Source organism: Rhizobium sp. PL01 (assembly GCF_033447125.1).
Lineage (GTDB): Bacteria > Pseudomonadota > Alphaproteobacteria > Rhizobiales > Rhizobiaceae > Pararhizobium.
Genome location: NZ_JAWQUM010000009.1, coordinates 313,010 through 336,989, shown reverse-complemented (window position 1 = coordinate 336,989; position 23,980 = coordinate 313,010). Strand labels below are relative to the sequence as shown.

Sequence of the window (23,980 nt, the reverse complement as noted above, 5' to 3'; positions counted from 1 at the left end):
CCAGGTCTATTAATGGCAAGAAAATACCAAATCATCTTCTCGACACTCAGTCGGCTCTGCCGAAAAGCAAGGCCGCCCTCAAGCGGCCTTTTTGCTTCGGTATCATAAGCCGGATAATGAAATGCAAAGTTCAAAAGGCTGTCTTCGCGCGCGAAAACAGCCCAATCCGTTAAAGGCCATGCCCGATACGGAAAATAAAGGCGACAAATCCCAATAGGGATTGGCGCTGAAGAGCGCACAAGTCCTTCGGACTTGCACCGTTCCGACATTTTGCTCAAGCAAAATGCAGAGATAAAGACGCGATTTTGCTCACGCAAAACGCCGAAGGAAGAGCGACAAATCCTTCGGATTTGCGCAGGCATACTCAGAAGCGATTTTGCTCACGCAAAACGCTGAGATAAAGACGCGATTTTGCTCACGCAAAACGCTGGTGACGCGGGGTGGAGCAGCCCGGTAGCTCGTCAGGCTCATAACCTGAAGGCCGCAGGTTCAAATCCTGCCCCCGCAACCAAATCAAAAGCCCCGAAGACAGAAATGTCCCGGGGCTTTTCTGCGTTCAAAAGGGCACGAAGAAACGATCCGTGTTGGACTGAACCGATGCAAGCCGACAATAAAGCCATGACGGCGCCAAGAAGGAGTGGCGCAGTCGGAAACTGCATCTTTAAGGTTTTCCACGACGATATTAGCGTCTCAAAACGGCTAAACTGATGAGACGATAATACGTGCTGGCTCACCGAGCCTACGTTAGTGCTAAATCTCGTCCAGGGCCGACCTTGTATCTTAAGGGAAGTTGTAGGTTTCCCCGTTACGCAACGTCCTCCCACCCTGTACCGGTTTCTTAGACTGTTTACCGGATATACGGACTGTCGCCTCTCCGCCTGAGTCGTCAGGTTCTAACGATCGGTCTTGTCCATTGGTGAAGTCGTCCGGTTCAGTCTTATAGCCCGACAATACATCTTCAATTACCACATCTGACAAATCCGCCGTGAAATGAATCTTGACTTTTATGGACATCACTTTTCCTCGCGCATCGTTTATTCCCGGTTAAGGCGACCATCTCTATGAGCCAAAGCCGCCGTGATCGCATAGGACGACGGCGATCTCTTGCCGGGCATATTCGCATCAAGAACCAGTTTCTTAACGTCGCCGTAGTTCAAGCTGATTTCAAGCAGCTCCTCGGAAGAACGAATGCGCCACATATTGTATTCACCCTTGAATCCTTGAATTTTTTCGTTTTCGAAGCCACAACCGACCGCGGCCTCGGGCCTCGCCCCCTTGATGATGAAAATCCTCTTGGTGTCCAAGCGATAGCAATGCCCTTCAAAGGCGTAAGCGTAACCGAGTGCGATGGAGTATTGTTTTTCGCTCTGCAACGCTCCGGACCGGTATAGTTGCATCTGCAAGGCTGCGTTTCCATTCTCGCCCGCGTCAAAATCGCCGTAGGGCGTTCCTGTGTTGAGCTTGACACCGTAGAGGATGACTGTATCCGGGAAATACATTCCCGGTCTATCGGGTGCGGGTACGCTTACATCGACCATTTTCCTGCCTCCTTCACCATATTTGCCTCCATCTGATGCAGTCTTCGATCTGATTGACGTATGGACGGGCGCGTCCCGCGTGGCTCGAGACCAGAAGCGCCTCCGCTGCCTCCGGGAATGTCAGATAGGCTGGATCAAGGAGCTCCCATGACCCGATAAGCGCCTCGCCGATGAGGTCTCTCGCCTCCTGTAGTGCGGCTTTGCTCGCAAAATGCCTTTTCTCGTAGTCATCCCGAGACCTGCGAAGGTTTTCTTCGATGAGTGCGGGAGCCATTTGTTGGCGCAAGTTGCTGAACCTGCGCGGGTCGAGATCGGTCACGCCCCTCTCGAAAAGCAGCGTCTGGTATATTTCGACAAGGCTGTCGAACATCGCGGCCGCGAAAGGCTTCGACCTGTCGTGTACATCATCGCCAACGTCTGCGGTCCTGAGCGAGTTGTTGAGCGACCTGAGTTGCTTTTCCTCGCTGAGTTCCGCGAAACGATCGAGTTCGTTGTGGATCAGAAGATTGCCACCTGTCCGCCGGAGGAGCCGATCGATGGCCGTGTCGAAGTGCAGGAGGCCTAGAAGCGACATGAAATCCGCGACGGCCTCGTGATAGGCGAAGAAATCGGCATCCTGGCCGTCTCCATGTGGAATTCCGAGCTCGCCCAACAGAACGAGATGACCCATTTCATGGGCGATCGCATCGAAGTTCAACGCAAAACTGGAGGTCGGTGTCGGAGGTTCGCTCCCGCCCAATTCCAGAAAGCCGAATCCCGACTGGGCGTTTTCCCATTGGGATATGTGCGGCACGATCTCCAGCCGGTCGTAGGTCGGCTCGAAGAACCAATCGATACGCCGTCCGGCATACCCCTCGCAGATATCCAGCACGCGACGGGAACAAGCGTAGCTGTGAACTGAAAGAAAGGCAGGCGATCCGGGGAGTATATGGTCGAAGTGCCCGTCCGGCCCGGGTTCTGCGGGGGGGCGAAGAGCCCCTGGGTAAGGCGGGAGGTCCGGGAGTGCATATGGCCGCTTTGGCTCGACGGGATCGGCCACGTACATGCGGTCGTCGGAGGGCCCAGCCAAGATCGGCCCGCCGGAGCTGCCAATCCAAACAACCTCCGGTTTTTCATATCCACTGATGAACGGCGGCTGCGGGAAAACCAGGAAACGCGTTCCTATCAGGGGGGCGGAAGCCACCCTCTGTCCTGCGTCGCCCAAATTTGCGATGGCATCCAAGGCCGCCCCCACCGCCCGTTTCCCTTGCCGGGCGAAGAGGATACTATACTGTATATTAGGGAGTTATCAATAAAGGTCGGAATTCGATATTATCTCTGTGAAATTATAGTATTCCATATCGCAGGCAAAAGCCTCCGTCAGTTCAAAAAAACTCGGTTCAGCGCGTGTTTTCATCTCAAAGCTCTTCGATGACAGGAGCGTTAGAAGACCGATCGCATCGGCTTCCTTCTGCTTCCGTTTTCCGCCCTGGAGCCAATGATCGAGGGCGAGGAGTTCCGGGCCGGACAGACCGTGCTCGACCGCGATGGAAATGAGTTTCTTGAAGCTCCTCTCCGTATAGTGGATGGAACGGGCCAGCTGTTCCAATGTCACTTGAAGCTTCCGCTCTATAATACGGTCGAGTACGGCCCTTTTCAGGGTCAGCCTAATGTCGATGAGGGCGTCACCGAGGGGGAAGGACCCCAATTGCGCAGGCGCCATTGCGACCGCCACGTCCGCATCGTCGGCGAGCGGGGTCCGGCGGTACCATCTGAAGACCATGCCGTATCCGCACATCCCGTACGCTGCCAGTTCCGCAGCTCTCACGGCACCCATGCTTGAGGCTCCGTAAACCCGCACGCCGCGCGACATCGCCCAGAGAATCTCCTTGTGGCGCACCGCCGGGGACTGGGCGAATACGCCGTCGATGAGCACGATTACGCTGGGAGCATGGTCGATTACCGCCTTCACGATATCCCCATTGCCCGCAGGCGTAAGATACATTGCATCGAGGTGCTGCCTGGCGACTGCGACGCTCAGTGTAGGGCCAAGGAATACAACGATCTTATATCCCATACTGGAACTCCGGGTCGGTTTCGAGGGGAGGGGTTACAAACCTCACCACATGAAGCGGTATGGTTTCGTCGGAGAACAGTACGACGACAATTGCAGCCTTTGCTCCCGCCAGTCGCAATGCCTCCACGGGTAACGGCAATCGATCGGTACTCAGTGCGCCGCCGTCCGGTAGGGGGTAAGTTGATCCGGGAATGGTCAGCTGCCGTCGCCATGCCGACAGCGTGTTGGTGTCCTGATAGCGGTAAAGGTTTCCTCCAATGTCCTCGCGCGCGGCGGAGATGATCCCGAGACGGGACTGACACGCTTCCAGCAGTGCCTTGGCGAGCGCTCGGTCGTGGGTACGGTCGCAACCGAAGCCTTCCGCTGGCCAGGGGGCCAAGGGAGCCTGTAGGTCACTCTCCATGACGTTACACCAGTATACGGGGAGGTCATGTTCCGTCGGGATAGCCCAGATACCAACGGAACAGCCCAACGAAAGCAGGCGGCCGACAATCTCCCCTGCGGTTCCGGCCCGAACGGAACGGCTGTCCAGCTGATACCGGTCGAAAAAATGGGGTGTTTTCATTGCCGCACAACGCGCATGCCTTTCGAGCGCTTCAAAACTCGCATGCTCGATTGCCCCCCGCAAACTTGTTCCCGCCGCCAGACCCGTAGTATTCCTCGGGAGCCAGGCAGGATGTGGGGAGGGTATCGTATAGGCGGTGTCAACAAGAGCGAGCGGTACAGGCACCGATCTGGATGAGAAGAGGTCCCAGCCTCTGATCCACCCAATTGTTTCATCACTATGCGCGTCGTCAGCGAGGTGTGACCAGTGTCCTTGCCCGTTCATGGCTTGGAAACACGCCAGCTCGGCCCGCCCAGTGGGTATTCGTTCTGAAGCCCACCCTTCGAGCGATTCCATGAGAGCGGAGATAGCGGCCTGTCCGTGAGTGACGCCTTTGCCCTGGTTTACGCTGACCGAACGTGACAATGGCCTCACGACCTGGGCAACAGGAATGCCGATGCGGTCAAGTTCGGTAATAGAACCCAGTCTCGTGATACCGAAGTCCTGCTTCCGCTGCAGAATTCGGCGAATGGTTTTCCATGTATCGGGCGGCGGCTGAGCCGGGGCCGCTAATATTCTTTCGAGTTTTTCTCCGCTTAGCACGGTCACCCTCTGATCATATCGTCAACCAAAGGCTCCCAAATTCTGTTTCGCCCGTCCCAGAAGCCATGTCGCCCCCTGCGCGTCCGCGATCCGGATCGCACGTGTGAGATCCCTTCTGACACTGGAATGCCTTTCTCCCAATTCGTGCCTCACCTTGGCCCTTTGGCGGTACAACTCGGCCAGCCAGAACCATTGGCCGCTTTTGTTCCCGACGCTGATCGCGTTGTCGATCACCGACAGTGCTTCGCGGGGTTTGCCGATCCTTTGCAGGACCTGGGAATGCATGTCGCTGTGGATCGTGAGGTTATCGTCGGTCCCGGAGCGCTGGTGAAGAAGCAGCCCCTCATTGAAGCGCCTTGCGCCGCTTTCCGCCGCCGAGGTCATCAACTCCGCCCAACCGCAATACATGTTGGCCCGGGCCTGGCTCGCGACCATGCCATGTCGCTCAGCCAGTGAGAGCATTTGCTCGCCGAGGGAATGGACATCCTCGTACCTGCCTTGGCAATGTCGAAGGACGAGGGCGTAGTAAAGCGCATGTATAAGGCTGCCGATGTGATCGATCGAGGCCGCATACTCCAGGGACTGGTTGATCGCGAATTCGCTTGCGACGATCTGGTTAACGATGAGCAGTGAAAGCGCGCTCTCGCCCAGCCCGCACACCTTCGCGTCATGGCCGCCGAAGAAGGCCCTGTTCCTCACAGCCCTATCCGAATTATAGAGTTCGAGGCCTCGCTCGACACAATCGAGACAAAACTGATGCTCGCCGGCGTGAAAGCTTGTTGCCCATGCGCAGTGGTAGGATTGCAATCTTGCTTCCGGATCGTTGACCGTCATCATGTCCTCGACGAGGACGCGGGCACGGGATTGCTGGGTCCGAATATTGGGCGCCGTAAACCACCATCCCCAATATGCAGGGAAATGGTCCTCCCTCGTCGTTGAGGGCCGCCGCCTGACGGACTGCATCGCGCGTGAATATAGACTACGTGCCTGTTCCGATCCTTCGCCTTCCAGTGCCGTTGCCACCACACCCTGAAGCTGGAGCATGGCAAGCAGAAGATCGCGACGATCAGGGTGCCGCCTTGGCAAAGAGGCAATTTCCGTGGTGCACAGGTCCAGCGAAAGCGACGCTTCCTTCATGGCCGATCGAAGCACACAGGCCTCTGCGGCCGTTAACGCAAACTTCGCGGCATCTCCGTGCCTGCCAGCCTCCGCGCACTGCCAGGCCGCGATCGCGGCGGGTAGAGGCGGCACGCTGTTTTCGACCAAGAGGCTCGCAATGCGCTGGTGTATTCTTCGCCGATCGCTTTTTAGCAAGCTGCCGTAAGCGGCCTCTTGCAAGAGTACATGATGGAACTGGTACGTGTCAGCCTGAATCGAGGAGGGTTCAATGATGCCAAGCGCTGCGAGGGTTTCTAGATGGGTGCCCAATGCATCACGATTCGGTCCTTCCAGTAGATTTTCGATGAGACCAATCGTGAATTCCCTGCCGATCACGCTTGCAAACTGTGCCAGGTGACGCGCGGCCCCAGCTCCCGCGAGTCTTGAAGATAGCAGATCGTTCAACGACGACACTCCACCTTCCAAGAGGAGGCTCCTCCATTCCGATACCGGCTGACCCGATGCATGCCTAGCCCGGAAGAAATGTGCCAGTTCCTCTGCATAAAGAGGCATGCCGTCGCATTGCTGCAAAATGAACTCAGACAGGCCAGGAGGAGGCAACCCGTTCCATATTGATGTTACGAGTTCGCGCACCGCAGAAGAGGAAAGCGCCTCAAGTGACAGTTTTCTCACTCCGTCTTCGACGCGGGCATTACGTGAGGTTTGAATGACGAGGAGCGGTTGTTTGAGGGCAAGCGCGCATAGGCTGTCCAGCAATTCCAATGTCATTTCGTCGGCCCAGTGAACATCCTCGAAGATGATCAACGTCGGCCCAGCCGTCGCGTTGGAACGCAGCAGTCGAACGGCGGCATCGATCACTTGACTGCGAAAAGCGCGGCCTGTCAGATCGGTCACCCGAATATTTCTCGCGGTTGCGCCGGAACGTTCGACGGTGAATGCAGCTATGGTCTCTGCTGTATCCGCGTCGATGTTCATTCCGGCAGCTCGGAATGCGTCGAGAAGCCGGCCGCCGCCGCCATCTTTCAAAATACGGGAATCGACCACCGTTTCCAGAAAGCCGATAAGCGGATGAAACGGCTGGCCTTCGAACCGTTTGTTGCATTGGAGAGCCAAGCCACTCCAATCGATGCTCCGGCGAAATTCCGATACGAGCCTGGATTTTCCTATACCAGCCTCGCCGACGATGGCGAAAGCCCCTCCATTGCCAGTCCGTGCTCCGTTCCATGCATCGGCAAGGACAGCCAGTTCTCCGTCACGCCCGATCATAGGATGGCCTGCGCTGCGAGAGCCTGAACTCGATTTTTGATGTTTGGCTTCCGGCCGCCAGAGGATATTCGGCGTTGCGAACCCCTTGAGCTTGACCTCGCCGATCCTTCGGTAAACGAACTTTCCACGGGTTAATTCAAAGGTGGTATCCGCAACCAGTACGGAGTTGGGTTCAGCCTCCGCCTGCAGACGCGAGGCAAGTATGGGGGCTGTACCCACGATTTCGTCGCTCTCAGATGATAACACGACCAGGCCGGTTGCGATCCCGATACGCAAACTAAAGATGTCCTCGATCTTGCGTGTGCGCGGAGCCACAGTCCGGATCAGTTCCAGCGCGGCATCGACCGCACTTTCGGCTGCATCTTCGGATTGTTCGGGGTAGCCGAAGAAACAGCACCCTCCATCTCCCAGCCTTTTATGAAGGAACCCTCCACGATTGCCGACGATTGCCTCAGCAGTCGCGTGCAGGGCGATTACGGATCGGAGGAACTGTTCCGGATCGCTGCGAACCAGAATTTCGGTGGAGCCGACAATATCGTAGAATAGGGCGGTCACCTGTCGACGCTCGCCTTCAAGTTGTAGTCTCGCGTCGAGGCTCTTCATTGCGCAGACCGCCCATGTCAAGAAGTTAACCCGACCACAGCTATAGCACTCTATGCAAGTATTTCGTTAGGTGTTTCTAAAGTAGGGAGCCGGGTTTTCTGCTGTAGAATATGAAGCCGGCGGTTGCCGCGTGTCTCTCGGCGGACGAGAAGGGTCCTATTGTTCTGCAAGCCCCGAATCTTCGACAAAAGCTGCCGGCCGGGAGAGTTTGAAGACGTTCTCGGCTAATAGTTTGGCTAGCCACGGCTGCGCTGGTGCGAAGCGGTGCTGTTGAATGTATAAGTCTCTGTGGCCTCACGCACTCACCGGCGATGCAGAAGCCGGCAAATAGAGGCGTCCAGTTGGCATAAACCCAGCTGTTCAAATTTCCAGAGCTTCCTCTGATCGGGCTGTCCTTTTCAGTCTGGTCGGCTTCGTCCCATGTTTTTGATGATGTCACTCGCTCGCAAACGGCGTTCGCAATGAAGGTTCTTTTTACAGCCTTCTGCATCGACCAAGCTCGGAAAATGAGAGCTGGATCTGGTCCAGATTATCGTGTTCTCCATCGGATCTTCGTAAATCCGGAGGATTTACCATTGGCTTGAAACACTTGATGCTCTTCGAGGTCGCCTATGTGGTGAAAGTCACATCGTGTCTATTGGATCTTGGCCCAGCTATCCCCGTTTTTGGGAAGGGGGCAGAATGCCGTAAGGGGTACTTGAGGGTTCGCAAATCGCGATGCATCTGAATCCATGTTGCAAACCGGAGGTTTGGCGTGGGATCGGCACTTGGGCTTCGAGTGGATTTCATTGGCGATGACCTGCACAGGCTGGCCCAGCTTTCGAGAGGTGCCGCCCTGACACGCCCGCTTCTGTCCGCGCAGATTTACAATGGGGCAACGCGCTGTGACGCGGCCACGGTTGGCGGCGTGAGCATGCAGGTTGGCGACGATACTGGGTCGAGCGCTTTAACGCACGAGACCCCGCAGGGCATTTAAACGTGAAGGCTCAGGGCACGCATCCGAAACTCGACGTCGATCAGCGCCGGGAGTTTGGTCACCGTCGGCGTAGAGTTGGCGAGTATCCGTAACTCTGTTTGGCAGGGTTGAATTGGTCTGTCCGGTAATCTCGCAAAACTTTTGCGGGCATAGGCAATTCTATTGGCGGCAGATCACGTCTTGGAGATAGGATGCAATATCCGGCGAACTGTCGTCTCGATGACGCAGTTCCGTGGTGATTTGCTCCAATGCCAGATCCAGGCAATAGACTGTCTGATGTGCGTCAAGAAGTGCTGCATTTTCTTTGGCGAAAACGATGAGACGGGTTAGGGCGTGAAACTCTTCGATCTCACTCTCAGTCGATACGTCGAGATTGTTCACCGCAATGGTGGCATATGCTGCTGGCATGATGGGCTCCGCAATGATTTGCGGTGACCTTAATCCTAACCGAGGCAAACTGCGCGTGACACAGGCGTGACACACTTCAAGATAGATGGCCGGGGTTTTTCGCCACGGAATGGTGTTTCAGCATGTCGTTCCAAAGGGTTGTTCGCCGGAACTCCCAATCCGGTTTGGTTGCCGAGCGCTGAGCGTCAAGCCGTGACATAACGGCCAGAAGTTCGATCGCATCCGCGCGCTTGCGATTGACGTGGCAGGTTCGCACGGCGGTTGCGATTGACGTCTTTCTCTCATTTTCAAGCGATGGCGCGCAGGTGATGATCGATCGCCATGTCCGGTCCTTGAAAAAGAGGGCGCGGGCAACGGCCTCCAGGTGAACAGCTTCGGCAGACGAGATCAACTGTCTTTCCAGCAGGAGTTCGAGCGTAGCGGTGATGTTGACCAGGGGTTCGCTGAGCGGCAACCAGCCAAGCTCAGCCGGACCATGAATTTGCGCCACGTCGGAATCATCAATACGGATGCCCTCGCGGTATTCCTTAAAAATACGTCCGACCCCCGTCATCCCGAACGCGTGACACTCCGCAGCGCGAAGCGCACCCATGCTGGCGGCTCCGAGAACCCTTGTTCCAGCGCTAAGGGCATAGAGGATCTCCTTGTGCCAGACAGGCGCCGTATATTCGAAGCCCCCATCAACAATTCCAATCACATTGGCCCCCTCCTCAACCGCGCGAAAGATGTCGCCTTGAATGGCGGGCCGGCGAACGATGATGTCCGGTTCGCAAAGGGATGCAGCGTCTGGGATCGTTGGCCCGGCGAAAACAACTTTCATGCAGCGCTGACGGCGAGTGATAGCGCTCGTGCGCCCAGCCGGCGCTTGCGGGCTCCGTCCGGACTTTCGAGGTCTGGCACTATGATCTTGATGACGGAGACGGGAAGTCCAGGCGATTGCAGAGGGACTGCGATAACGGTCATTATTCCGGCTTCCTCCAATCTGCTCAGCAGCGTCTTTAGGAGAGACTCTGGGTTGCCAGCCTTACCGGACAAGGCTTGGCTTGCGGGCGGGACAGGGCGAGCTTCGAAGAGTTTCTGCGTATCCGTTGATAACGGTCGCTCATAGGTTTCGGCAAAGATATCGTCCCGGGCGCCACTGATATAGGTCAGCCGCGATTGGGCCACTTCGGTGAGGGCGCGGAGGACGGCTCTTCGCGGAACAGGGTGTGCGCCATAACCGATCGTGACGTCATGGAACCTTGGCAGCCGGCGATTAAGGATATCTGCTTCTGCGGCAACTGCGGAATAACAGGGCACAGCAATTTCGCTGGTCAGATCAAAGACGCGTAGGATCAATCCTGCCCGTGCATATTTCTCGGTCAAACCATCAATGACAGGATCGCCGAAACACGCCGGATCAATACATGTGGCCAATCGTGCGGACATTGACCGCAAGCGCCACAGCGCGTCTGCATCCCGCTCAACACGTTCAAGCAGGCCATGGAGGATTGCCTCGGTTTCGTCATTTCCGGACGCCAGACCGTCAGACGATTGCCAGAAGCGGCAGTTCTCAAGCGTCCGGTCCAATGTGACGGCATGAAGGGGAATCCACACCGTTTGCTTTGCGATCAGATCTTTGCCTTTGATCCAGACGATAACGTCGTCGATACCGATATCGTATTGGCCTGAAGCGATCAGTTCGGGAAGGGTCATAACCCTTTCCCCTGCGGTTAAGAGTTCGCGGGGCGAGGTCTCAATCGTCAAGACCGCTGGGCTGCCTGCGACAGCACGCTCCAGTGCCTCCATCGCCGCAGAAACCCGCGCGTCCAAGTCGCTGACACCCTTGCCCTGATTGATGACGATTGATTTCGCATTGGGGGAGACGGCATTCCAGACGGGAATGCCGACCTTGTCTAATCCGGTTAAGCGTGAGAGCCGGGTAATACCAAATTGCGGCAGTAGCGCTTCGACGCGTTGCCATGTTTCCGCCGGGTGGCAGATTCTGTCGCAGTCGCAGAGCAGGCTTTTATCCACGGCCACGCTTGGCATCAGCCGTCCATATAACCACCGGAAACAGATGCCGCAGAGGTTGCACGCACCGCCAGGTTGACGCCCTTCGTCACGGTTATGCCGGTGTTGCGCAGGTCGTTTGCCACTTGGAGAGCACCCGCCGACGGTGCGGGCGACTTGGTGACCGTCCCTGCGTCCAGATCAGCGATCCAGAGGTCCTTTTCTCCTGCAATACCAATGATAACCACATTCGCCATTTTCTATATCTCTCCTTTTATCTGGTGTTGGTTTAGAAGCCCGCCTTGACAAGACCCTCTTTGTAATGCTGCCTTTGCCACTCCTCTTTGAACGGAACCAGTGCCATCCACGTGTCCAGATCGAACGCGGGATGAACATCGAACGTCTTGCGGACGAACTGGCCTGCCTTGCGCCCGTCACCGAGCATTCCCCAACTCGCAGCAGACAATCTGTCTGCCGGTGCCCGGTCGTTCATGCGGCCGATGTAGGTTAGGGCATCCTCGTAGCGTCCGAGAGAATAGCAGGCGCCCGCCGCCGTCCAGAAATACTCATCCGGCGCAATCGGATTGAGGTGGATCGCGTGCTCCACTTTTTCCAAGCCTTCTTGCGGCCGCGATGCCTGGATCAATGCGTCGCCGTAGCTCGCAATCAGGTTGGCGTAGTGGGGGCTGAGAGCCTCTGCTGTCGCGAAGAACTCGGCACTTTCATCAAACTGACGCATATAAAGTTTGGCGACGCCAAGTTCTTTATAGCCAGTGGGCAAGTGCGGATCGGAAACGATCGCATCCTCCGCAAAACCTTGCGCCATCGACAGCAAACTTTTGTCGTTTCTGGCGGTCACAAGCCATTCCAGAAAATAACTGCGCGACAGGCCACTTTGCGCAGGCGCGAATACCGGATTGAACTGAAGTGCCTCGCGGAAGTGTTTTCGAGCCCGCCGGATTTCCGGAAGATCCAGGTTCATCAGATGGCTCTGACCGTGCAGGAAGCTGCGATAGACACCGGGGTCCTGCTCATAATCGCTGCGGATCGTCTCGTTCGAGTGAATTTTCCGTGAAATGGCCTCGGCAAGGCGGAGCGCGATATCGCGGCGGGACTTGATCAAACCGCTGCCATTCAGCTCGAAACGCTCCGCCCAGACCACCTCGTCGCTGCCAAAGAAAATGAGTTGGGCGAAGAGGGAATAGCCGTTACCTTCATAGGTGAGGCGGGTATCAAGAATGTAGCTGATTGAATACCGTTCGTAGGTCGCGGCCTTATCGCCATGATCGCGGATCTTGGTGGCGCTATAAGGGGCGATGATCGATAACGAGCGCAGGCTACACAAGCCGATCGTAACGTCCTCGATGAGTGCTGAGGCAAACAGGGAAACATCAGGGCCGGCGCCGTCTGACAGAGGTGGTAACAATACCAGACGGGGCAGCCCCGTACGGATCTCCGGGCGAGCGGCCTCCGGTATAACCAAGGCATGCCTCAAGGGCTCTTGTATGGCTTTTTCCGTCGTGGCTGCTTTCTGGTACATCGAGCCGCGCAAGAGATTGCGCACAGCATCGTCGGTGTGATCATGCTCCAGAAGTTTGACGGCGGCGTCTTTTATCGGACGATTTTCCGCGTCATCTCCGGTTAACCCGGTCGCCAGCACGCAGCGGCGCAGCACACTCAGGTGGGCTTCACGCTCCCGATCGATCCAGGCGGCAAGCGTTTTGCTAACCGGTTTGACGTCCTTTAGAAAATCTTCCCGCAGCCGTGATGCAAGTGTTGCTGTGAAGGCGCGGTCGATCATGGAACTGTCGATGGAAAGGCAATCGATGTCCGTCTCTATGGCATCCGTCCCCAGAATCACCGTCGACGGCGAGAACGACAAAAATTGGAGACCGATGTCGTTTTGCCGGCTGAGGATTCGCGAGGCCGATTTGCGCAAGTTTGCATAAGCCTGCGCCGGATCCGCGTCGCCCCATAACAAGGTCGAGATATCAGCGCGTGGATAACTGGAGAGGCCTCTCACCTTCAAATAGGCAAGGATAATCAACCCCATCTGCGGAAACGCAATGTCGTTTCCGTCCTTGTCCAACAAGCGTAACCGCCCAAGCGTTTGCAGTCGGGATACCATGGGCATCTAGGCTCGAAGCTCCGGCTTCACGATATTTGTGTTTTCCGTGATGTAAAGGAGATCGAAGTCATGATCGGCCGCTTGCCCGGAGAGCACTTTTGCAAGCGCGACAACCTTCTTCCGCGCCGTAACATTGATGGGATGCGGTATCTTCATTTCCATACCGCGCTCCATCGCTCGACGATTCGACCCAACCAATCTGCTTGAGTGTTGGTGATGATGCAATCATGGCGACGGACAAATGACCAATTTTCCGCACCATTGGACCGCCTGGACGGGCTTCGTTGCAATTTTCGTGCGATTAAATAACTGGATACCCGTTTATTCTCCCGTTTTCGGAGATCAGAGTGTCAGCCAGATAATCGATGAGAAACATCCCTTTTTGAGATATTGGCAATCCTGCACCGCAGCATCAAGCAGTCGCAACCTGCCGAATATGTGCAGCAACTTCATTGGGGAGTGGCGGAGACAACACGCTCTGTGTCTGCGGTCTGAGCGCCAGTATCATCAGCATTCGCGAGTGCTTTGGTCAGTGTGATGATGGATTGGCGAACCTGCTTGCTCTTGATGGAGGTGAAGGCGCGGTTGAGCGATACGCCGTCCCGCGAGATGAGGAACGTCCCGATCTCGTCGACCTCCCTGACCAATCCATCCGGGACCACAGGCTCATGGTCCTCGAAGAAGTAGCCAATGGGGACATTGAGGACCAAGGCTGCAGCTTGCAGCTTGCTTGCGCTGACGCGGTTGGTGCCCTTCTCATATTTTTGAATCTGCTGGAAGGTGATGCCCAGACGCTCGCCAAGTTTTTCCTGACTCAATCCTAAAACCAGCCGTCGCGACCTCAGACGATTGCCGACATGAATATCGATTTGATGAGGTTCGCTCTTTGCCAAGTTTCATTCTCCTGTACCTGCCACGATTCCGTCATGCGTTGGCAGGTCGCAGCATGCCAATTTTCGCTCGAAATGCAACATTTGCCCGGCGCCTGCGCGATATGAGTTCCAATTATGCGGTAGTCTTCGCCTTAAAGGCGCTGCACGCCCAGCGAACACCGAAAATTTCGCGCAATGATTGGCCGCAAAATTTTATCAAAGGCAGGCCGATCCTTTTCGTGAATCAAAGGCTAGTGTGATTCGGCACACCAAGCCGGCTGATCCCGGCCGCATCAAGCCCCCCCTTTACGGTCTCATTGCCCGCTTCAGACTGCCGCGGAATGTCGAGTTGTGGCGGCTGTAAAGTAGGTGTCGAAGCGAGCGGCGATGAGGCGAACAAAGGGGCGGCCTTTGGTTGTCACTTCAAACACGTCATTGCGCCATTCGCAGAGCGCTTCGCTTTCCGTCGCCGCCAGGCGTTTCGCTTGCATCATGACATCACCGGCAAGAGCGCCGAAGCGGCCTATGGCCTCGCCGTTCGAAAAGCGGAAATCGCACATCAGCTTTTCGATCACCCACCGGCGCACGCGGTCTTCGTCCGTCAAGGCGACGCCACGCGCTGTGGCGAAATCACCGTCCTTGATGCGACGCAGATAGTCGCCGGTCGCAGACGTATTCTGCAAGTATCCCTGCTCAAACTGGCTAATGGCCGAAGGGCCGAGCCCGATGATCACATCGCACCGATCTGAGGAGTAGCCCTGGAAGTTGCGCCTGAGCCTGCCGTGTTGTGATGCCAGCGTCAGGGCATCGCCGGGCAGGGCGAAATGGTCGATGCCTATTGCCTCATATCCGGCTTCAAGGGCCAGCGTCCGCACCGCTTCCGCCTGGGCGTAACGCTCCGTCCCGTCCGGTAGCCATTCATCCCTGATCTGGGTCTGGTGTTTCTTCATCCATGGCACATGCGCATAACCGAACAGCGCCATGCGGTCGGGTGCCAGTTGCAGCGCCTGGCGCAATGTCGAGCTGGCGCTTTTGACGGTCTGATGGGGCAGGCCGTAGAGCAGGTCAAGATTGACAGAAGCGATCCCTCGAGCCCGTGTGCCGTCAACGACATAGGCGGTCTGCTCGACGCTCTGTAGCCGGTTGATGGCCTGTTGCACGCGCGGATCGAAATCCTGGATGCCGAGGCTTGCTCGGGTCATGCCGAATTCAGCGAGCGCATCAAGCCTTGCTTCATCCATGTCGTTCGGATCGATCTCAATACTGATCTCCGCATCCGGCAGGATAGGAAAAGCGTTGCGGAGACCGTTGCCCAGCGTGATCAGGTCGTCTGGGCGCAGCATTGTCGGAGACCCTCCGCCCAGATGGATGGAACCAACCGGTACCCGCCCGTCGAGAATCTGGCTAATGATAGCGATTTCCGCGTGCAGAACCTGAAGACAGGCGCTGACCGGCTCGTAGCGCAGTGTCTGCTTGGTATGGCAGGCGCAGAACCAGCACAGCCGGTCGCAAAACGGGATGTGCATATAAAGGGACACGGCCCTGCCCGCCGGGAGCGAGGATATCCACTGCCTGGCGACTTCAGGCCCTATGCCGGAATGAAAATGCGGTGCGGTCGGATAGCTGGTGTAGCGCGGTACCTTCGCATCGAACAGGGCGGCGTTAGAAGCCATTGGTGTTGTCCCGATCTGAAAACCGTTCAGCGGCCGCGCCCCGAAAACCGCAACGGGCCGACTTTTCGCCGGTAACGTCTCCGCATCCTCCCGCCTTCGCCTTGATCTGGATCAAGGCGCGTCCCTTCGCTTCCTCCGAGAAGGAGGCAGGGGACCGCCGCGCGCGGTCAGACATCTGATTGATGCGGGGACGACGAGATGAAATACGGATCGGCGATCATCGGCACCGGCATAGCGGCGTTTTTCGCGCTGCTTGCTGCCGGCCTTGCCAAGGACGAGCTGTTCGCAAGCCACATGGGAATTCTGGTGATCGTGCTGATCGGCGCGGTCATCGTTTTGATGCGCCAGACGTCATTTGCGCCACAGCCGGCGGCCGATATGTCAGCCTATATGGACGGGCCGATCCGCTACGGCGTGATCGCGACCGTGTTCTGGTGCGTTGTCGGCCTGCTGGTCGGCGTCGTTATTGCGCTGCAGCTCGCCTATCCCGACCTTAACATCGAGCCATTCCTGTCCTTCGGGCGCGTGCGGCCGCTGCATACGTCTGCCGTCGTCTTTGCCTTTGGCGGCAATGCGCTGATCGCCACCTCGTTCTATGTCGTGCAGCGCACCAGCCGGGCCCGCCTGTTCGGCGGCGATCTCGCCTGGTTCGTCTTCTGGGGCTACCAGCTCTTCATCGTCATGGCCGCAACCGGTTATCTGCTCGGTATCACCCAGGGCCGCGAATATGCGGAGCCCGAATGGTATGTCGACCTCTGGCTGACGATCGTCTGGGTCTGCTATCTCATCGTCTTCCTCGGCACGATCCTGCGCCGCAAGGAACCGCATATCTACGTCGCCAACTGGTTCTATCTGTCCTTCATCGTCACGGTGGCGATGCTGCACATCGTCAACAACCTGGCGGTTCCGGTGTCGATCACCGGCTCGAAGAGCTATTCCGCCTTCGCCGGCGTTCAGGACGCGCTGACCCAGTGGTGGTACGGCCATAATGCGGTCGGCTTCTTCCTGACAGCAGGCTTCCTCGGCATGATGTACTACTTCGTGCCGAAGCAGGCGAACCGGCCGGTCTATTCCTACCGGCTGTCGATCATTCACTTCTGGGCGCTGATCTTCCTCTACATCTGGGCCGGTCCCCACCATCTGCACTATACCGCGCTGCCGGATTGGGCCCAGACGCTCGGCATGGTCTTCTCCATCATGCTGTGGATGCCGTCCTGGGGTGGTATGATCAACGGCTTGATGACGCTGTCGGGTGCCTGGGACAAGATCCGCACTGATCCGATCATTCGCATGATGGTCGCAGCCATCGCCTTCTATGGCATGTCGACTTTCGAAGGTCCTGTCATGTCGATCAAGGCGGTCAATTCGCTTAGCCACTATACCGACTGGACCATCGGTCACGTCCATTCAGGCGCGCTTGGCTGGGTCGGCATGATCACCTTCGGTGCCGTCTACTTCCTGGTGCCCAAGCTGTGGAACCGCGAGCGGCTCTATTCGATCCGCATGGTCACCTGGCACTTCTGGTGTGCCACGCTTGGCATCGTCATCTATGCCGCCGTCATGTGGGTGTCCGGCATCCAGCAGGGGCTGATGTGGCGCGAATACGACCAGCAGGGCTTCCTCGTCTATTCCTTCGCCGAAACGGTCGAGGCGATGCACCCCTACTACGTCGTGCGTGCACTTAGCGGTGCCGTCTATCTGCTCGGCGGACTGATCATGGCCTTGAATGTCACCATGACCATCCTCGGATATCAGCGTGACGAACAGGAAATCGGTGGCGCCATGCTCGCTCCGCAAGCGGCCGAATAAGGAAAGAAGACCATGGGTATCCTGGACAAACACGCGATCCTCGAGCGCAACGCGACGCTTCTGCTGATCGGCTCGTTTCTGGTCGTCTCCATCGGTGGCATCGTCGAGATCGCACCGCTGTTCTACCTCGAAAATACCATCGAGAAGGTGGAAGGCATGCGGCCCTACTCGCCGCTGGAACTCGCCGGCCGCAATATCTACATCCGCGAGGGCTGTTACGCCTGCCACAGCCAGATGATCCGGCCTTTTCGTGACGAGGTCGAACGCTACGGCCATTACAGCCTCGCAGCGGAATCGATGTACGATCATCCGTTCCAGTGGGGGTCGAAGCGCACCGGCCCGGACCTTGCCCGCGTCGGCAACCGCTACTCCAACGAATGGCACGTCCAGCACCTGACAGAGCCGCGTGATGTCGTGCCGGAATCGATGATGCCGAGCTACGCCTTCCTCAAGAGCAAGCCATTGCCGGTCAAGGACTTCGCCAGCCATCTCAAGGCCAATGCCGCCGTCGGCGTGCCTTACAGCCAGGAGATGATCGACAACGCCGACGCCGATCTGCGCGCCCAGGCCGACCCGACGGTAGACACGTCTGGCATCGAGAGCCGTTACCCGAAAGCCCGCATCGGCGATTTCGATGGCAATCCACAGGCGATCACCGAGATGGATGCGCTCGTCGCCTACCTTCAGATGCTTGGCACGCTGGTGGACTTCAAGACCTACGACGAAGCCGGCAGCGACCGCTGAGAAGGAGAAGCCGATGGAATACCAACAATTGCGGACCTTCGCAGACAGCTGGGGCCTTTTGGCGATGGCACTGTTCTTCGTCGGCACGCTGATCTTCGCGTTCCGCCCCGGCAGCCGGAAATCCGCCGACGAAGCCGCACAAATCCCGCTCAAGGATGACTGATATGCACGATCCTCATAAAGATCCTCATAAAGATCCTCATCTGGACGAGTTGTCGGGCGTTTCGACCACGGGCCATGAATGGGACGGCATCAAGGAACTCAACAATCCGCTGCCACGCTGGTGGGTATTGACCTTCTACGCCTGCATCGCTTGGGCGCTTGCCTACACCGTCTTCTATCCGGCCTGGCCCTTGCTGACGACCGCGACGACGGGCGTGCTCGGCTATTCGAGCCGTGCGGATGTGCGTGCTGAACTCGCCGAAGCCGAAGCAGGCCGCTCTGGTTATATCGCCGCGATCAAGGCCGCCGACATTGAGCAGATCCTCGCGGACGAGGCGCTGCGCACGGTCGCCACGGCCGCTGGCAGCGCTGCCTTCAAGGTCAATTGCATCCAGTGCCACGGATCGGGCGCGCAGGGGTCTAAGGGGTTCCCGAACCTCAACGATGACGACTGGTTGTGGGGCGGCACGCCGCAGCAGATCCTGGCGACGATCACCCATGGTGTTCGTGCGCCGGAGGATGCCGATACGCATGTCAGCGAAATGCCTGCCTTTACCGACATTCTTAAATCCGGCGAGATCGCGTCCGTCGCCGCCTTCGTCGCCGATCTGTCGAAAGGCACCGGCTTTCCGGCGGAAAAGACGGCCGCTGCGCAGATCTTCGCGCAGAACTGTGCCAGCTGCCATGGCGAGCGCGGGGAGGGTAACCAGGAGATGGGTGCGCCGAATCTCGCCGATGCCCTGTCGCTGATGGCTGATGGCGAAGAGGCGATCGCCGCGCAGATCCGTGCGCCAAAACATGGGGTCATGCCCGCATGGGGTGGGCGTTTGGGCGACGTCACTGTCAAGGAGCTCGCAGCCTATGTCTATTCGCTCGGCGGCGGAAAATAGGGCCAGAAACGCGGTCTTTTGACCTCGATCAAGGTGTCTGGCGCCCATCGGCGCCATTCTCCAGTTCAAAGACGAGTGGCCGGCGTTGCCGGCGTCATGCCCGGGCGGCTGGAATGCTGGAAAAAATGGACATCGAGAGACTGGACGCCGAGGCGGTCAATTCGCAGAAACAGCGGCAGGTGCTCTATGCGCCGCGCAAGAAGATCTTCCCGAAGCGTGCCTCGGGAGCATTTCGCCGTTTCAAATGGCTGGTGATGGCCATCACGCTCGGCATCTACTATCTGGTGCCATGGCTGCGCTGGGATCGTGGCGGTTATGCGCCCGATCAGGCCGTGCTGATCGATATCGCCAACCGGCGCTTCTATTTCTTCTTCATCGAGATATGGCCGCAGGAGTTCTTCTACGTCGCCGGCCTTCTGGTCATGGCCGGGCTCGGGCTATTTCTGTTGACGTCCACTGTCGGACGGGCCTGGTGCGGTTATACCTGCCCGCAAACCGTTTGGGTCGATCTCTTCCTCGTTGTCGAACGGGCGATCGAAGGTGATCGCAACGCCCGGATCAAACTCGACAAGGAGCGCTATTCGCCACGCAAGTTGGCCTTGCGAACGGCAAAACACGCTATCTGGCTGCTGATCGCGGTGGCAACGGGCGGAGCATGGATCTTTTATTTCGCCGATGCACCGACCTTGCTCAAAGACGTTTTCACCGGCCAGGCCGCCGTCGTTGCCTATAGTACCATCGCCTTTCTGACGGCCACGACCTACATTTTCGGCGGGCTGATGCGTGAGCAGGTCTGCACCTATATGTGCCCCTGGCCGCGTATCCAGGCAGCGATGCTCGACGAAGCGTCGCTGACGGTGACCTATAATGACTGGCGCGGAGAGCCGCGTTCGCGTCATGCCAAGAAGTCGGCAGCGCAGGGTGCTGTTGTCGGCGATTGCGTCGATTGCAATGCCTGCGTCGCGGTCTGTCCGATGGGCATCGATATCCGCGACGGCCAGCAACTCGAGTGCATCACCTGCGCTTTGTGCATCGACGCCTGCGACGGGGTAATGGACAAGCTTGGCCGGGAACGCGGCCTGATCTCCTATACCACGCTCAACGACTACAATGCCAACATGGCACTGGCGACCGCGGGAGGAACGCAACCGATCGATCCCACGCGCGTTCGCACAGCCGACGGTAAGCTTGCAACGGTGCTCCGGCACGTCAGCCTCGCATCGTTCCTGCGGCCGAGAACGCTTCTCTATGCGGCACTCTGGTCGCTGGTCGGTGTCGGCCTCGTCTATGCCCTGCTCACGCGCGAACGGCTCGACGTCAATGTCCTGCATGACCGCAACCCGCAATTCGTCTTGCTGTCGGATGGCTCGGTGCGCAACGGCTACACGCTGAAGATCCTCAACATGATCGCAAAGCCGAGGGTGACGGCTGTGCGGATCGACGGCCTGCCGGAGAGTTCGGCTTCTATCGCCGGTATCGATGTCCAGGCTGATGGCTCTTTCCTTGTGCCGGTCGGGCCGGATCGCCTGCGCAGCTTGAAAGTCTTCGTCACCCAGCCGCGCCGCGCCACTGATGAGCAAGTGCAGAAATTCCGGTTTGTCATCGAGGATACGCAAGGCCCCGAGACGAAAACCTACACGGCAACATTTCAGACACCGGGGAGCTCGAAATGAAACTGCAGGCCCGCGAATTCACTGGCCGCCACATGCTGATCATCATGCTCGCCTTTTTCGGGGTGATCATCGCCGTCAATGTCGTCATGGCGCGGTTTGCCGTGACCAGCTGGACGGGATTGGTGGTCGAAAACTCCTATGTGGCCAGCCAGCAGTTCAACGAGAAAATGGTGGCGGTGCGAACGCAGAACGATCTCGGCTGGGTTCCGAAGCTTGAGGTCGCTGATGGAAAAATCACCTTCACGTTGATCGACCGCATCGGTAATCCGGTCACGATGTCGGGCGGCAAGGCGACTTTCCAGCATCCGACATTCGAAGCGGCGGATTGGTCCGTTTCGCTGGTGCCATCGGGCAACGGACAGCTTAGCGCGTCCTCGGCCGTGTCCCCCGGCGTCTGGGTCGTCAATATCGAGATCGACTGCGGCCTTGCCACGCCCTATCGCCACAGCGAGCGTATTCTCGTCAAGGACGGAGCGCGCCTATGAGCTGCTGCGCTGTCGGCAATGCATCCATGCTCGAGCTGGAAGCGGAGCGGCAGGCGATGCCGCCGGCGGAGGAGATCCGCCTGCTCAGCCATGGACTTGGCGATGGTCTAAGGCAGACCAATCTGTCCGTGCCGGACGTGCACTGCGCTGCCTGCATCGGCAAGATCGAGCGGGCGCTGGGCAAGATCGACGGCGTCGAGAATGCCCGCGTCAACCTTTCCACCCGCAGAGTTACGATCCGTTGGCGTGACGGCTCTGTTCCGGATTTCTGCGGCGTGTTGTACCGGCTTGGTTATCCCGCTCATCTATTTTCCGAGGAGGACGGGGAGGGCGACCGTACGCGATCCGAGCTGATCCGGGCGGTTGCCGTCTGCGGTTTTGCCGCGGCCAATATCATGCTTCTGTCCGTCTCCGTCTGGTCGGGGGCAGAGGGCGCAACGCGCGATATGTTCCATTGGATTTCAGCCTTGATTGCGCTGCCGGCATTGTTGTTTGGCGGCGGCATCTTTTTCCGCTCGGCGGCATCGGCGCTCCGGCACGGCCGCACCAACATGGACGTGCCGATTGCTGTCGGTATCTCGCTCGCCTTTGGCATGAGCCTCTATGAGACCATCAACCACGGCCAGCACGCCTATTTTGATGCTGTTGCCTCTCTGCTGTTCTTTCTTTTGATCGGCCGCGTGCTCGATCACGTCATGCGCGAAAAAGCGCGCTCGGCCGTTAGCAGTCTCGTACGCATGACACCAGCCGGAGCCGTGGTGCTGGGACCGGATGGATCCCGCGAATATATGCCGCTGTCGCGGATCGAGGCCGGGATGAGCGTGTTCATCGCTGCCGGTGATCGCATTCCGGTGGATGCCGTCATCCGGCAAGGTATCTCCGAACTCGACTGCTCGCTGGTGACGGGTGAAATTAATCCGCGCGCCGTGAAGGTCGGCGACACGATCAGCGCCGGCACGCTTAATCTGACGGGGCCGCTGACGATCGAGGTCACCGCTGCGGCGGAAGCGTCTTTCCTTGCCGAGGTCATCCGTTTGATGGAAGCGGCCGAAGCCGGTCGCGGGCTTTACCGGCGCATCGCCGACCGGGCAGCCACGTATTACGCGCCAGCAGTACACCTGACCGCGTTCGTAACCGGGATCGGCTGGCTGCTGGTCTCAGGCGACTGGCATAAGGCCATCACCATCGCGATTGCCGTTCTGATCATCACCTGCCCCTGCGCCTTGGGGCTGGCAGTTCCAATCGTTCAGGTCGTTGCGGCACGCCGGCTGTTCGAGCGCGGCATCATGGTCAAGGACGGTTCGGCGATGGAGCGGCTTGCGGATGCCGATATTGCGGTATTCGACAAGACCGGAACCCTGACTCTGGGCCAGTTGAGCTTGACCGGCAGCAGCATACGGGACGATGCAGCTCTTGCCATCGCCGTCGCCATTGCCGGATATTCAAGTCATCCCGCCTCCCGCGCCATCTGGAAGGCGCATCCAGGCCACCATTACCCGGATATCACGGTTGACGGGGTTACCGAACATCCCGGGCTTGGGATCGAGGCGACGATTGCGGCCAAGACTTACCGCCTGGGTCGCAGTCCGTGGGCGGGGCCGGTTGAATTGGGTGCGGGGAGCCCTGCCACGGTCCTGTCGGAAGACGGAAAGATCATCGCCCGCTTCACATTTAGCGACAGGCTTCGGCCGGATGCGGCTGCGACCATAGAGCGTTTGCAACAGGATGGCATGCCGGTCGAACTTCTTTCCGGGGACACGCAGGCGGCAGTGCAGTCCATTGCCGAAACCTTGAAGATTGAACACTATGGCGCCGAACTTCTGCCTGGCGACAAGCTCGAACGTCTGCAGGGGCTTGCGCGGAAGGGACTGCGGTCTTTGATGGTCGGTGATGGTCTCAACGACGCCCCGGCTCTTACAGCAGCATATGTCTCCATGGCTCCGGCAACGGCTGCGGATGTTGGCCGCAACGCCGCCGATTTCGTCTTTCTGCGCGAATCCCTCGGCGCTGTTGTGGTGGCACTGGACGTATCGCGCCGGGCGGGCCGGCTGATCCGGCAGAATTTGGCTCTGGCGATCGGTTACAACGCTTTTGCCATCCCGATTGCCATTTTCGGCTATGTGACGCCCTTGGTCGCGGCCATCGCCATGTCGGCTTCCTCTCTGCTGGTGATCGGCAACGCGTTGCGGCTGAATACCGGGGTTGATCGCGACGGTCAGTCTGCACTGACGCCCAACGCTACTGAGGGGCAGCTCCGATGAAATCGCTGATCTATCTGATGCCGGTGGCCATCCTGCTCGGATCGGCCGGGCTCGGCGCCTTCATCTGGTCGCTGAGAAGCGGCCAGTACGAAGACATGGACGGCGCGGCACAGCGGATATTGCTTGATGACGACCGTGCGGTGGATAGGAAAGACAACAGCCCGGCCTGATCGAGGAG

22 protein-coding genes and 1 tRNA gene are annotated in these 23,980 nt (G+C 58.1%); 10 read left to right on the top strand and 13 right to left on the bottom strand.

Annotated features, from left to right (window positions below; all coding sequences use genetic code 11):
• Window positions 1-434 precede the first annotated feature (434 nt).
• Window positions 435-511 (top strand) — tRNA-Met (locus R6X40_RS21865).
• 523 nt (window positions 512-1,034) lie between these two features.
• On the opposite strand, the gene R6X40_RS21860 is transcribed toward R6X40_RS21865, so the two are convergent.
• From R6X40_RS21860 to R6X40_RS21840, 5 genes are read right to left on the bottom strand one after another with little or no spacing between them, the layout of a single operon-like run.
• Window positions 1,035-1,538: a hypothetical protein gene (locus R6X40_RS21860; protein WP_318415999.1), complete on the bottom strand. Its 504-nt coding sequence runs from the start codon at window positions 1,536-1,538 to the stop codon at window positions 1,035-1,037.
• A 13-nt stretch (window positions 1,539-1,551) separates the two neighbouring features.
• On the bottom strand, window positions 1,552-2,772 hold the full coding sequence (locus R6X40_RS21855) for a hypothetical protein (protein WP_318415997.1): 1,221 nt from the start codon (window positions 2,770-2,772) through the stop codon (window positions 1,552-1,554).
• A 54-nt stretch (window positions 2,773-2,826) separates the two neighbouring features.
• On the bottom strand, window positions 2,827-3,594 hold the full coding sequence (locus R6X40_RS21850) for a TfuA-like protein (protein ID WP_318415996.1): 768 nt from the start codon (window positions 3,592-3,594) through the stop codon (window positions 2,827-2,829).
• Entirely contained in the window at window positions 3,584-4,741 is a 1,158-nt protein-coding gene (locus R6X40_RS21845) for a YcaO-like family protein (RefSeq protein ID WP_318416044.1), read from the bottom strand. Before R6X40_RS21845 ends, R6X40_RS21850 begins: the two co-directional genes overlap by 11 nt.
• A gap of 21 nt (window positions 4,742-4,762) precedes the next feature.
• Window positions 4,763-7,729 carry an ATP-binding protein gene (locus R6X40_RS21840; protein WP_318415994.1) on the bottom strand — a complete coding sequence of 989 codons (2,967 nt, stop codon included), beginning with the start codon at window positions 7,727-7,729 and terminating at the stop codon, window positions 4,763-4,765.
• Window positions 7,730-8,483: 754 nt separating this feature from the next.
• On the opposite strand from R6X40_RS21840, the gene R6X40_RS21835 reads away from it, so the two are divergent.
• Window positions 8,484-8,705: a hypothetical protein gene (locus tag R6X40_RS21835; protein ID WP_318415993.1), complete on the top strand. Its 222-nt coding sequence runs from the start codon at window positions 8,484-8,486 to the stop codon at window positions 8,703-8,705.
• 159 nt (window positions 8,706-8,864) lie between these two features.
• On the opposite strand, the gene R6X40_RS21830 is transcribed toward R6X40_RS21835, so the two are convergent.
• The 8 genes from R6X40_RS21830 to hemN all read right to left on the bottom strand — a co-directional run bounded on the left by R6X40_RS21830 (window position 8,865) and on the right by hemN (window position 15,778).
• Window positions 8,865-9,113 carry a hypothetical protein gene (locus R6X40_RS21830; RefSeq protein WP_318415992.1) on the bottom strand — a complete coding sequence of 83 codons (249 nt, stop codon included), beginning with the start codon at window positions 9,111-9,113 and terminating at the stop codon, window positions 8,865-8,867.
• Between the two features lie 76 nt (window positions 9,114-9,189).
• A complete protein-coding gene (locus R6X40_RS21825) occupies window positions 9,190-9,933 on the bottom strand; it encodes a TfuA-like protein (protein WP_318415990.1) in 744 nt (247 codons plus the stop codon).
• The gene (locus R6X40_RS21820; protein WP_318415988.1) at window positions 9,930-11,144 is read right to left on the bottom strand and encodes a YcaO-like family protein; all 1,215 of its coding nucleotides are present in this window, start codon (window positions 11,142-11,144) and stop codon (window positions 9,930-9,932) included. Before R6X40_RS21820 ends, R6X40_RS21825 begins: the two co-directional genes overlap by 4 nt.
• Window positions 11,144-11,362 carry a hypothetical protein gene (locus tag R6X40_RS21815; RefSeq protein WP_318415986.1) on the bottom strand — a complete coding sequence of 73 codons (219 nt, stop codon included), beginning with the start codon at window positions 11,360-11,362 and terminating at the stop codon, window positions 11,144-11,146. The genes R6X40_RS21820 and R6X40_RS21815 overlap by 1 nt, the downstream gene beginning before the upstream one ends.
• A 32-nt stretch (window positions 11,363-11,394) precedes the next feature.
• Window positions 11,395-13,197, bottom strand: a complete 1,803-nt coding sequence (locus R6X40_RS21810; protein WP_318415984.1) for a hypothetical protein — start codon at window positions 13,195-13,197, stop codon at window positions 11,395-11,397.
• A 42-nt stretch (window positions 13,198-13,239) separates the two neighbouring features.
• Window positions 13,240-13,395, bottom strand: coding sequence for a hypothetical protein (locus R6X40_RS21805; protein ID WP_318415982.1), 156 nt, complete (start codon window positions 13,393-13,395; stop codon window positions 13,240-13,242).
• Window positions 13,396-13,682: 287 nt separating this feature from the next.
• Window positions 13,683-14,126 carry a helix-turn-helix transcriptional regulator gene (locus R6X40_RS21800; RefSeq protein ID WP_318415981.1) on the bottom strand — a complete coding sequence of 148 codons (444 nt, stop codon included), beginning with the start codon at window positions 14,124-14,126 and terminating at the stop codon, window positions 13,683-13,685.
• 305 nt (window positions 14,127-14,431) lie between these two features.
• Window positions 14,432-15,778: an oxygen-independent coproporphyrinogen III oxidase gene (gene hemN / locus R6X40_RS21795; protein ID WP_318415980.1), complete on the bottom strand. Its 1,347-nt coding sequence runs from the start codon at window positions 15,776-15,778 to the stop codon at window positions 14,432-14,434.
• 198 nt (window positions 15,779-15,976) lie between these two features.
• Between hemN and ccoN the strand changes: the two genes are divergently transcribed.
• The 8 genes from ccoN to ccoS all read left to right on the top strand — a co-directional run bounded on the left by ccoN (window position 15,977) and on the right by ccoS (window position 23,972).
• Window positions 15,977-17,587 (top strand): cytochrome-c oxidase, cbb3-type subunit I, encoded by a 1,611-nt coding sequence (ccoN, locus tag R6X40_RS21790; protein ID WP_318415978.1) that lies wholly within the window; start codon window positions 15,977-15,979, stop codon window positions 17,585-17,587.
• A 12-nt stretch (window positions 17,588-17,599) separates the two neighbouring features.
• Entirely contained in the window at window positions 17,600-18,331 is a 732-nt protein-coding gene (ccoO, locus tag R6X40_RS21785) for a cytochrome-c oxidase, cbb3-type subunit II (RefSeq protein ID WP_318415976.1), read from the top strand.
• Between the two features lie 13 nt (window positions 18,332-18,344).
• The gene (locus R6X40_RS21780) at window positions 18,345-18,494 is read left to right on the top strand and encodes a cbb3-type cytochrome c oxidase subunit 3 (protein WP_113552405.1); all 150 of its coding nucleotides are present in this window, start codon (window positions 18,345-18,347) and stop codon (window positions 18,492-18,494) included.
• A 1-nt stretch (window position 18,495) separates the two neighbouring features.
• On the top strand, window positions 18,496-19,383 hold the full coding sequence (gene ccoP, locus R6X40_RS21775) for a cytochrome-c oxidase, cbb3-type subunit III (RefSeq protein ID WP_318415974.1): 888 nt from the start codon (window positions 18,496-18,498) through the stop codon (window positions 19,381-19,383).
• A gap of 113 nt (window positions 19,384-19,496) precedes the next feature.
• Window positions 19,497-21,056: a cytochrome c oxidase accessory protein CcoG gene (gene ccoG, locus R6X40_RS21770; RefSeq protein WP_318415972.1), complete on the top strand. Its 1,560-nt coding sequence runs from the start codon at window positions 19,497-19,499 to the stop codon at window positions 21,054-21,056.
• Window positions 21,053-21,541: a FixH family protein gene (locus R6X40_RS21765; protein ID WP_318415970.1), complete on the top strand. Its 489-nt coding sequence runs from the start codon at window positions 21,053-21,055 to the stop codon at window positions 21,539-21,541. Before ccoG ends, R6X40_RS21765 begins: the two co-directional genes overlap by 4 nt.
• Entirely contained in the window at window positions 21,538-23,802 is a 2,265-nt protein-coding gene (locus R6X40_RS21760) for a heavy metal translocating P-type ATPase (protein WP_318415968.1), read from the top strand. The genes R6X40_RS21765 and R6X40_RS21760 overlap by 4 nt, the downstream gene beginning before the upstream one ends.
• The gene (gene ccoS / locus R6X40_RS21755; RefSeq protein ID WP_318415966.1) at window positions 23,799-23,972 is read left to right on the top strand and encodes a cbb3-type cytochrome oxidase assembly protein CcoS; all 174 of its coding nucleotides are present in this window, start codon (window positions 23,799-23,801) and stop codon (window positions 23,970-23,972) included. Before R6X40_RS21760 ends, ccoS begins: the two co-directional genes overlap by 4 nt.
• The last annotated feature ends 8 nt before the right edge of the window (window positions 23,973-23,980 follow it).